Annotated in this window: 9 protein-coding genes; 1 reads left to right on the top strand and 8 read right to left on the bottom strand. The window is 72.9% G+C overall.

What is annotated here, in order from left to right; genetic code table 11:
• The 5 genes from FNH09_RS40880 to FNH09_RS40860 all read right to left on the bottom strand — a co-directional run.
• Nucleotides 1-314, bottom strand: a 314-nt coding sequence (locus FNH09_RS40880; protein ID WP_338017838.1) for a biotin/lipoyl-containing protein, incomplete at its 3' end; no start/stop codon positions are given.
• A 58-nt stretch (nt 315-372) separates the two neighbouring features.
• Nucleotides 373-1,761, bottom strand: a complete 1,389-nt coding sequence (lpdA, locus tag FNH09_RS40875) for a dihydrolipoyl dehydrogenase (RefSeq protein ID WP_162469844.1) — start codon at nt 1,759-1,761, stop codon at nt 373-375.
• Nucleotides 1,762-2,111: 350 nt separating this feature from the next.
• Nucleotides 2,112-3,638 (bottom strand): leucyl aminopeptidase, encoded by a 1,527-nt coding sequence (locus FNH09_RS40870; RefSeq protein ID WP_162469843.1) that lies wholly within the window; start codon nt 3,636-3,638, stop codon nt 2,112-2,114.
• Between the two features lie 390 nt (nt 3,639-4,028).
• Entirely contained in the window at nt 4,029-4,649 is a 621-nt protein-coding gene (locus FNH09_RS40865; protein ID WP_338017837.1) for an RDD family protein, read from the bottom strand.
• Between the two features lie 102 nt (nt 4,650-4,751).
• Nucleotides 4,752-5,540, bottom strand: a complete 789-nt coding sequence (locus FNH09_RS40860) for an adenosylcobinamide-GDP ribazoletransferase (protein WP_152894932.1) — start codon at nt 5,538-5,540, stop codon at nt 4,752-4,754.
• 60 nt (nt 5,541-5,600) lie between these two features.
• On the opposite strand from FNH09_RS40860, the gene FNH09_RS40855 reads away from it, so the two are divergent.
• A complete protein-coding gene (locus FNH09_RS40855; RefSeq protein ID WP_152894931.1) occupies nt 5,601-6,371 on the top strand; it encodes a hypothetical protein in 771 nt (256 codons plus the stop codon).
• Between the two features lie 219 nt (nt 6,372-6,590).
• Here FNH09_RS40855 and FNH09_RS46905 read toward each other — a convergent pair whose 3' ends face one another.
• The 3 genes from FNH09_RS46905 to cobT all read right to left on the bottom strand — a co-directional run bounded on the left by FNH09_RS46905 (nt 6,591) and on the right by cobT (nt 10,354).
• The gene (locus FNH09_RS46905) at nt 6,591-7,301 is read right to left on the bottom strand and encodes a hypothetical protein (RefSeq protein WP_156110859.1); all 711 of its coding nucleotides are present in this window, start codon (nt 7,299-7,301) and stop codon (nt 6,591-6,593) included.
• Between the two features lie 24 nt (nt 7,302-7,325).
• Nucleotides 7,326-9,092 carry a phosphatidylglycerol lysyltransferase domain-containing protein gene (locus FNH09_RS40845; RefSeq protein WP_152894930.1) on the bottom strand — a complete coding sequence of 589 codons (1,767 nt, stop codon included), beginning with the start codon at nt 9,090-9,092 and terminating at the stop codon, nt 7,326-7,328.
• A 110-nt stretch (nt 9,093-9,202) separates the two neighbouring features.
• On the bottom strand, nt 9,203-10,354 hold the full coding sequence (gene cobT, locus FNH09_RS40840; RefSeq protein ID WP_152894929.1) for a nicotinate-nucleotide--dimethylbenzimidazole phosphoribosyltransferase: 1,152 nt from the start codon (nt 10,352-10,354) through the stop codon (nt 9,203-9,205).
• Nucleotides 10,355-10,537 lie beyond the last annotated feature (183 nt).

The raw sequence follows: 10,537 nt of genomic DNA, 5'->3' as shown, positions 1-10,537 counted from the left end.
GCCACGGGCGCCGGGGCGGCGACCGGAGCCGGAGCCGGCTCGGCGGCCGGGGCAGGGGCGGCGGCAGGGGCGCCACTGCCGTCGTCGATGACGGCGAGCTCGGCGCCGACCTCGACCGTCTCGTCCTCGGCGACCTTGATGGAGGACAGCACGCCGGAGACGGGGGAGGGGATCTCGGTGTCGACCTTGTCGGTCGAGACCTCGAGCAACGGCTCGTCGACCTCGACGCGTTCACCCTCGGCCTTCAGCCAGCGGGTGACGGTGCCCTCGGTGACGCTCTCGCCGAGCGCCGGAAGGGTTACGGAAACCGCCATGGTTTCGGTTGCTCCTAACGAATTGCGGAAGTCTGTGTGTGGCGTCGTCGACCGAGGGTCAGTCGTGCGCGTGGAGGGGCTTGCCGGCCAGCGCCAGGTGGGCCTCGCCGAGCGCCTCGTTCTGCGTCGGGTGGGCGTGGATGAGCTGGGCCACCTCGGCGGGCAGCGCCTCCCAGTTGTAGATCAGCTGAGCCTCGCCGACCTGCTCGCCCATGCGGTCGCCGACCATGTGGACGCCGACCACGGCACCGTCCTTGACCTGGACGAGCTTGATCTCGCCGGAGGTGTTCAGGATCTTGCTCTTGCCGTTGCCGGCCAGGCTGTACTTGAGCGCGACGACCTTGTCCGCGCCGTAGATCTCCTTGGCCTTGGCCTCGGTGATGCCCACGGAGGCGACCTCGGGGTGGCAGTAGGTCACCCGGGGGACACCGTCGTAGTCGATCGGGACGACCTTCTGGCCGGCCAGGCGCTCGGCGACCAGCATGCCCTCGGCGAAGCCGACGTGCGCGAGCTGGAGCGTCGGGACCAGGTCGCCGACGGCGGAGATGGTGGGGACGTTCGTACGCATGTACTCGTCGACCAGGACGTAGCCGCGGTCCATCGCGACGCCCTGCTCCTCGTAACCGAGGCCGGCCGAGACCGGGCCGCGGCCGACGGCGACGAGGAGGACCTCGGCCTCGAACTCCTTGCCGTCCGCGAGGGTGACCTTGACACCGTTCTGGGTGTACTCGGCCTTGGAGAAGAAGGTGCCCAGGTTGAACTTGATGCCGCGCTTGCGGAACGCGCGCTCAAGAAGCTTGGAGGAGTTCTCGTCCTCGACCGGGACGAGGTGCTTGAGGCCCTCGATGACGGTCACGTCGGCACCGAAGGACTTCCACGCCGAGGCGAACTCGACGCCGATGACGCCGCCGCCCAGGATGATCGCGGACTGCGGTACACGGTCCAGGACGAGGGCGTGGTCCGAGGAGATGATGCGGTTGCCGTCGATCTCCAGGCCCGGCAGCGACTTCGGCACGGAACCGGTCGCCAGCAGGACGTGGCGGCCCTGGATGCGCTGGCCGTTCACATCGACGGAGGTGGGGGAGGACAGCCGGCCCTCACCCTCGATGTACGTCACCTTGCGGGACGCGATGAGACCCTGAAGGCCCTTGTACAGGCCCGAGATGACGCCGTCCTTGTACTTGTGGACGGCCGGTACGTCGATGCCCTCGAAGGTGGCCTTGACGCCGAACTGCGCGCTCTCGCGGGCCTGGTCGGCGATCTCGCCCGCGTGCAGCAGGGCCTTGGTGGGGATGCAACCCCGGTGCAGGCAGGTACCGCCGACCTTGTCCTTCTCGATCAGGGCGACGTCCAGACCCAGCTGCGCCCCGCGCAGGGCCGCGGCGTAACCACCGCTACCACCGCCGAGGATCACTAGGTCGAAAACGGTGCTGGCGTCGTTCGCCACGTCACGTCCTCCATGCATGTGCGCCACGCCGGTCTCCAGTGACCGGTCGGCGGCTGGTGTCCGGCCGCTCTTTTGCGTTCGGCCCTTCGGTGGGGGCCCTGTCCTGCCGAGCCCCATCTTCGCACTTGTCGAGGGTGGACGAGACGCGGGGCCTGAGTGTGAGGCGTTCCACGTCCGGTCGTGGCGACCGGGGGAGCGCTCCCCCGAAGGGGCGGGGGACCGTGCCGATCAGCGGCTCGGCCGCGGGTCCGCGGCCGGCCGCACCCGGTCCGCACCGCCGTACCCGGAGGTACGCGGGGCGGACCGAGTGATCAGACGCACAGTCCCCCTGCCGGAGTGGCCCGCGGTCCTCAGCCGAGGTCGCCGGCCGCCGTGAGCTCGGCGAGACGCACCAGGGTGCGCACCGCGCTGCCGGTGCCGCCCTTCGGCGTGTAACCGAAGGGCCCGCCCTCGTTGAAGGCCGGTCCCGCGATGTCGAGGTGGGCCCAGGTGATGCCCTCGCCGACGAACTCGCGCAGGAAGAGGCCCGCGACCAGACCGCCGCCCATCCGCTCGCCCATGTTGGCGATGTCGGCGGTGGGGGAGTCCATGCCCTTGCGCAGGTGCTCCGGCAGCGGCATCGGCCAGGCCGGCTCGCCGACCTCCTCGGCGGCCTCGTGCAGCGCGCTGCGGAAGGAGTCGTCGTTCGCCATGATGCCGAAGGTGCGGCTGCCCAGCGCCAGCACCATCGCGCCGGTCAGGGTCGCCACGTCCACGACAGCGTCGGGCTTCTCCTGGGAGGCCGCCCACAGCGCGTCGGCGAGGACCAGGCGGCCCTCGGCGTCGGTGTTGAGGACCTCGACGGTCTTGCCGCTGTACATGCGCAGCACGTCACCCGGACGGGTGGCGGAGCCCGACGGCATGTTCTCGGCCAGCGCCAGCCAGCCGGTGACGTTGACCTCCAGGCCCAGGCGGGCGGCCGCGACGACCGCGGCGAACACGGCGGCGGCACCGCTCATGTCGCACTTCATCGTCTCGTTGTGACCGGCGGGCTTCAGCGAGATGCCGCCCGAGTCGTAGGTGATGCCCTTGCCGACGAAGGCGAGGTGCTTGTCCGCCTTCGAGGAGGTGTAGGAGAGCTTGACCAGGCGCGGGCCGGAGGCGGAGCCCTTGCCGACGCCGAGGATGCCGCCGTAGCCGCCCTTCTCCAGGGCCTTCTCGTCGAGCACCTGCACCTTGAGGCCGTGCTCCTTGGCCGCGGCCTGGGCGATGGCGGCGAAGGCCGCCGGGTCCAGGTCGTTCGGCGGCATGTTGATCAGGTCGCGGGCGCGGTTGAGCTCCTCGGTGACGGCGGTGGCGCGCTCGACGGCGGCCTTGTGCTCCTTGTCGCGGGGCTTGCCGCCGAGCAGCGCGGCCTCGGCCAGCGGAGCCTTGCCGGCCCGGGCCTTGGCGTCCTTGCCGTTCTCCTTGTAGGCGGTGAAGGCGTACGCGCCGAGCAGCACGCCCTCGGCGATCGCGCCCAGGGCGGCGGCGTCGGTGAGGGGCAGCGCGAAGGCGGCCTTCTTGACCCCGGTGAGGGTGCGGGCGGCCACGCCGGCGGCCTTGCGCAGCGCCTCGGCGTCGTAGGCGGCGTCCTTCTCGGGCTCGGCGCCCAGGCCGACCGCCACCACGAGGGGGGCCTTGAAGCCCGTAGGTGCGGGCAGCTTCGTCACCTCGCCCTCGGCACCGGAGGCGCCGAGGGTCTCGAGGACGCCGGCGAGCCTGCCGTCGTAAGCCTGGTCCACGGCCTCGGCGCCCGGTGCGACGACCGGACCCTTCGAGCCCTTGGCGACACCGATCACGATGGCGTCGGCCCGGAGACCGGGCGCCGCGGCGGTGCTGAGAGTGAGAGCAGTCACGGTGGTGGAATCTCGCTTCCGGTGAGAAGTGTCTGTGGTCGAGCTGTGTGGGTCGACCTGGCCCGTATGCCGACCTGGCGCGGCCGGCGGGAGCGGTCTCCACCAGTGCCCTCACCGGTGCGGCGGACCGGTGCGGACGTCTGGGAGGAGCCTACGCGCGTAAGGGCTTTCGCTCATTCCTGCGGGCGTTCACCCGTCGGTGGCGTCGTCGTCACTTGCCGATCCTCGCACTCCCCGCCCCGGGGTACACCCGGCGGGTCGCGAACGGCGTCGCGCCGTGCGGACCGCGCCACGGGCGGGCTGCCGCAGGCGCCGCCGTCCACGGCGTCGTCCGGGACGCGGCCCGAGAGCCGCCGCCGCGTCGACTCCCTTACGGTGCCGCCGAGTTCGCTACGGAGCCGGTGTCGCCCCGGGCGCGGGCACGGACGCGGCGCCGCCGCGGCCGAGTCCGAACCCGGTCACCGCCGTGCCGGCCACCCGGTCGGCGAGGGAGCGGCGGCCGGGCAGCAGGACCGGCAGGGCGTTGAGGAAGAAGACGGCGACCGCCACCGCCCACACCGTCAGCGACAGCAGGAAGCGGCCCTCGACGAGCAGCACGCAGGCGACGGCGTACACCGCGACGTCCGCAGCGGTGGTCACCGCGGCCCGCAGCGCGGCCCGGCGCGGGGCGGTGCGGTCGACCTTCAGGCCGACCAGGCCCTTGCCGAGGGTGCGTCCGGCCAGGGCGAGACAGGTCCACTGGTAGAGGAAGGTGGCGACGACCAGCATGCCGAAGGCCTGCTCGACGTACAGCACCGCCTTGTTCCACAGGGACAGCCCGAAGTGCTCCCCGGCGCCGAGGACGTCGCCGCGCGAGGCCAGCAGGTCGAGGCCGCCGCGGGTGGCGAGTTCGGGCACGTCGGTGACGAGCCCGGAGATCCGGTGGAAGGTGAGCACCGCCAGCGCCGACGCCCCCGCGAGCACCAGCGCGAAATCGATGAACCAGGCCATGGCGCGGCGCAGTTTCGGCACGAACGTCCCCCGATCGTGATCATCCGTCCGTGTGAGGCGCAACAGACTAGTCCGCCCTCGGCCGCGGCTCGCCCGAGGGGCCGTCCCTCGGTCGGCGGTGAACTAGCGACCGAGGGACAGCAGTACGAGCGCGGCCGTCGCGGCGGTCTCGGCCAGGGCGCCGAACACGTCGCCGGTGACCCCGCCGAAGCGGCGCGTGCAGTGACGCAGCAGGAGTTCGGCGACGGCGAGCGCGGCGAGCGCGGACAACGCCGTGCGGACGAGGTTGTACGTCCCGAGGAGCGCGCCGGCGCCGGCCGCGGCGAGCACCGTGAAGCCCGCCGCCCCCGCCGCCGCCCGCGCCGGGACCACCCCGGCGACTGCGGCCCCGAGGCCCTCGGGCCGGGCGGCCGGCACCCCGCCGCGGGCGGCCAGGGTCAGCGCCAGCCGCGCGACGGTCGCCGAGACGACGGCGGCGAGCGCCCCGCGGGCCCAGGAGGCGCCGTACAACTGGGCGAGCGCGGCCGTCTGGGCGAGCAGCCCGAGGACGAGCGTGATCACCCCGAACGGGCCGATGTCCGACTGCTTCATGATCCGCAACGCGTCCTCGGCGGGCTTGTTGCTGCCCAGCCCGTCGGCGGTGTCGGCCAGCCCGTCGAGGTGCAGCCCACGGGTGAGCGCGGCCGGTACGGCGACGGTGGCGACGGCGGCGAGCGCCGGGCCGGCCCCCAGGAACAGCAGGAGCACGCCGAGCGCGGCGGCACCGGCGCCGACCGTCAGTCCGGCCAGCGGAGCGCACAGCATTCCGGCGCGCGCGGCCTGCCGGTCCCACCGGGTCACCCGCACCGGGAGCACGGTCAGGGTGCCGAAGGCGAAGCGGAGGCCGTCCGGCCAGGCGGGGGTCTTGGGCATCGGCGCAGATTACCCGGCGGGCGGGGCGGCTCCAGCGGCCCCTGTGGATAAAGTGCGCATATGGGACATTGGTTGTACCGGAACATCGTCGAGCCGGGCAAACTGCCCCTGTTGCTCGCTCTCATGTCCTTCGTCGTCACCTTCGCGGTCACCCGGGTCGTCACCCGCATGATCCGGGCGGGCCGGGGACCCTTCGGCAACGTCAGGGCCGGCGGCCTGCACATCCACCACGTGGTCCCGGGTGTCGTGCTCACCGTCGCCGGCGGCTTCGGGGCGGTCGCCAGCGGCCGGGAGGGCTTCGCCGCGGGCCTGTCCGCGGTCGTCTTCGGGGTCGGCGCGGGCCTGGTCCTCGACGAGTTCGCGCTGATCCTGCACCTCGACGACGTCTACTGGAGCGAGGAGGGACGCAAGAGCGTGGAGGCAGTGGTGCTCACCGCCGCCCTGGTCGGGCTGCTGCTGTCCGGCTTCGCCCCGTTCGGTGTCAACGACCTCTCCCAGGACGAGATCGCGGACCGCGGCACCGTCATCGCGACCGTCGCCGTCAACTTCCTCTTCTCCCTGGTCGCGCTGAGCAAGGGCAAGGCGCGCACCGCGGTCTTCGGGGTGATCGTGCCCGTGATCGCCCTGGTCGGCGCGATCCGGCTGGCCCGCCCCGGATCCTTCTGGGCCAAACGCTGCTACCGCCACCGCCCGCGCGCCCGTGCCCGGTCCCGGCTGCGGGCCTACCGCCACGACCGCCGGTGGGCCGGACCCCGCCGCGCCCTGGAGGACTGGATCGGCGGCAAACCCGACCCGTCCCCGGCCCGACTGCCGGGCCCGAACCGCCACTAGGGCGTGTTTCGAAAATCCCGTCTGCCCGGCCGTCGGGCGGACGACGCTACTTTCGAAACACGCCCCAGGACCCGCCGGACCGCTCCGGGGTGGGCGTGGACGGCCGGGCGTACCCGGCTGGGCAGGGACGACCGGGGGAACGGACAGGCGGACCCGGCCGGGCGGGAACGGTCGTATGCAGACGGTCGGGCGGACCCGGTCGGGCCGACCAGGGTCGTGTCAGGGCGGGTCGGACGACAGGTCCGCCTGGGTGCGGAACCGTCGTGCCGGACCCCGGGCCGGCATCCGGTGCCGCAGCGTCGTGGCACCGCACAGCACCACCGTCGCCGCGAGCGCCGCCAGATGCTCCTTGCCGGCCAGGTTCTCCTTCAGCAGCACCTCGACGGCCATCGCCAGCGCCACCGCGCCCGCGGTCGCGTACGCGCCGTAGCGCCAGCCGAGGCAGATCGCCAGCCCCACCACGGCCGCCGAAGGGCCGGTGTCCACGACCTGGGCGTCCGAGGAGGGCAGCCCCAGCGGACGGCCGGGGCCGAGCGCGATGCCCAGCCGGGCGTAGAGCGTCCCGGCCAGCGTGGCGGTGTACGCCACGAGCAGGGTCCGCCACCGGCCCAGACAGATCTCCGCGATCCCGAACACGAACAGGATCTGGGCGAGCGCGCCCCACACCGGCAGGTCCAGCGCCGGCACGAACAGCGACAGGGGCGTACGCAGCAGGGCCGGCACCAGCGGGTCCTCGGCGCGCACGGCACCGATGTCCTGCACGAACCCGTAGCCCCACGGCTGGTTCTGCACGACCTGTATCACCGCCGTCAGGCACACCGCCCCCAGACTCATCGGGGCCGCCCGCCAGTGCCGCTTCAGCAGCGGCTCGCGCACCGTGACGTACAGCAGACCCCATTCGGTGCGGGCCCAGCGGGCGATCCTCTTCATCCGGCGTCCCTCGTCCCCGTGGTCTCATCTGTGCGTGTCCAGGTGCCTGCGGTGCAGCCACTTGGGCAGCCCCGGCGCCTCCAGGAACCCCTCCGCCCGTGCCGCCGCGACACCGATGCGCAGCAGGTCCCCGCTCTTCTCGAAGAGCAGGAACCGCGGTTCCCAGATGGGCCGGTACTTGGCGTTGGCCCGGTACAGCGACTCGATCTGCCACCAGCGCGAGAAGAAGCTGAGCAGCGAGCGCCACAGCCGAAGCACCGGTCCGGCGCCGAGACGCGCACCACGTTCGAAGACCGAACGGAACATCGCGAAGTTGAGCGAGACCTGAGTGATCCCGATCTCGTGGGCCCGCCGCAGCAGTTCGATGACCATGAACTCCATCAGCCCGTTGTCGGAACCGCGGTCACGCCGCATCAGATCGAGCGACAGCCCGTGCGGCCCCCACGGCACGAAGGACAGCAGCGCCCGCAACCGTCCCTCCTCGTCCAGGCATTCGAGCATCACGCAGCGCCCGTCCTCCGGGTCGGCGAGCCGTCCCAGCGCCATGCTGAACCCGCGCTCGGTCGCCCCGTCGCGCCAGTCGTCGGCCCGGGCGACGAGATCCGCCATCTCCTGCGGGGAGATGTCCTCGTGCCGCCGGATGCGGACCGTGCAGCCCGCCCGGCGCACCCGGTTGCAGGCCTGCCGCACGGTCCGCATGGCCCGCCCCTCCAGGGTGAACTCGGCGACCTCCACGATCGCCTCGTCGCCGAGTTCGAGGGCGTCCAGGCCGTGCCGCGCGTACACCGTGCCCGCCTCCTCGCCCGCCCCCATCACGGCCGGGATCCACCCGTGCGCACGGGCCTCGGCGAGCCACGGCTCGATCGCCCCCGGCCAGGCCTCCGGGTCCCCGATCGGGTCCCCGGAGGCCAGTGACACCCCGCCGACGACCCGGTAGGCGACCGCCGCCTTGCCCGTCGGCGACCAGACGACGCTCTTCTCCCGGCGCAGCGCGAAGTACCCCAACGAGTCCCGCTCGCCCTGCTGTTCGAGCAGCGCGCGCAGCCGCTTCTCGTCGTCCTCGGTGAGCGGGTCGACGGCGCGCCGGGAGCGGAAGGCGGCGTAGAACACGGCCAGCACCAGCGCCGTGCTCAGGACGTTGATCGCGACGTCGGCCCAGTTCGGCGTCGAGATGCCCGGGTAGCGGGACTCGTCGGCCGCCACCGAGACCAGTCGCAGCGTCCCGTACCGCCAGCGCTCCGAGAACGTCGAAAGGCCCGCGTCGGCGGCCTGGTTGGTGACCGTCACCAGCAGCGCGGCCAGCAGCGAGGACAGCAGCAGTCCGCCGGTGGCGACCACCGCGGCGAGCCGGGGGTTGGCGCGGTCGCCCTTGGCGTAGAACTCGCGCCGCCCGACGAGCAGGGCGCCCACGAAGACCGCGGTGAGGCCGAGCGAGATCCAGTTCTGCGCGTACTGCCGGACCTCCGGGAACGCCATCGCGAGGGCGAACAGCACCAGGAACGGGCCGCTGAGCCCGAGGTTCAGGATCCACGAGGCCCGCTTGCGGCGGCGCATGGTGACGGCCAGGAACGCGGTGAACACACCCGACGCGAACCCGGCCGTCAGCAGGTACGGCGTGAAGAAGTTCTCCTGGTTGTGCCGGCGTACGTCCTGCCCCAGGGAGACCCACACCGCACTGAGGAAGTTGACGAAGGCGATCGCCCGCAGATACCAGACGGCGAGGCTCGCGGCCCGCCGCGAGGCTCCGGTGCTACGGCGGTCCCGGACAGGCGCGATACGGACATCTCCCATGAAGATTGATCATATGGGGGAGCCTGTCGGGAACCGGTCTTTCGTCACCGCCCTGTCTGACGGCCGGTCGGCCGCCCCGCTGTCCGCGGGACGGCCCCGGCCGGATGCGTTCAGACCCCCTCGGCGCCTTCCGGCGCCTGGGCCTCCTCCGGCTTCTCCTGCTCCGACGCCTGTTCGCCCTGTTCGCCCTGCTCGGCGTCCGGCTCCTTCTCGGCCTCCGGCCGCTCCGGGAGCTCCGCCGCCAGGGCCGCCGCGGCCTGCACCAGGGGCAGGGCCAGCAGCGCGCCCGCTCCCTCGCCGACGGTCATGCCCTGCTCCAGCAGCGGCTCCAGGGCCATCCGGTCCAGCGCCTTGGCCTGCCCCGGCTCGCCGCTGCCGTGCCCGGCCAGCCACCAGTCCGGCGCCCGGAACGCGATCCGCTGGCCGACCAGCGCGCACGCCGCCGCCACGACCCCGTCCAGGACCACCGGCAGCTTGCGCACCGCGCTCTGGAGCAGGAAGCCGGTCATCGCGGCGAGGTCGGCGCCGCCCACCGTCGCCAGCAGCCGCAACTGGTCCCCGAGCACCGGCCGGGCCCGGCGCAGCGCGTCCCGGATCGCCGCGCACTTGCGCATCCACGCCAGATCGTCGATGGCGAGCCCGCCCCGCCCGGTCACCACGGACGCGTCGGTCCCGCACAGCGCGGCGACCAGCACGCCCGCCGCCGTGGTCCCGCCCACGCTCACATCGCCGAGCACCACCAGATCCGTACCGGAGTCGGCCTCCTCGTCGGCCACCGCGACCCCGGCGAGGAACGCGGCCTCGGCCTCCTCCAGTGTCAGCGCGTCCTCGACGTCGATGGACCCGCTGCCGCGCCGCACCCGATGCCGTACGACGTCCGCGGGCAGTTCGTCCGGATCGCAGTCCAGCGCCATGTCCACGACCCGCACCGGCACGCCCAGCCGCCGGGCCAGCACGGAGACGGGCCGGCCGCCCTCCAGCACCGCCCGCACCAGTTCCGCGGCGCTGCCCGCGGGCCGGGCCGAGACCCCGCGGGCGGCGATGCCGTGATCCCCGGCGAAGAGGATCACGCGGGGCCGTTCGACCGGCCGCACCGGCACCGCCGACTGCGCCGCGGCCAGCCACTCACCCAGGTCGTCGAGGCGCCCCAGCGATCCGGGCGGCACGATCTGACGCTCCCTGCGCGCCTCGGCGTCGCGGCGCACCCCGCCGTCGGGACGCTCGATCAGATCGGTGAAGTCGTCGAGATTAAGCGAGCTCATTCGCCGAACAGTACCGGCACCGATCGAACGTGACGGCGCCACATCGCCACCCCGCGCACACGACGTCGTTGCACCCAGGATCGGGATCCCATACGTTCCACTTTGCGGCGAATTGCCGGACCTCGACCCTGCCCTGCCGTCGCCCTCTCGCCCCACCGGGAGCCGTCCATGTCCTCGAAGCCC

Origin of the sequence: Streptomyces adustus, from assembly GCF_009377175.1 — a bacterium.
GTDB lineage: Bacteria > Actinomycetota > Actinomycetes > Streptomycetales > Streptomycetaceae > Streptomyces > Streptomyces adustus.
This window is presented reverse-complemented; position numbering and strand designations above follow the sequence as displayed.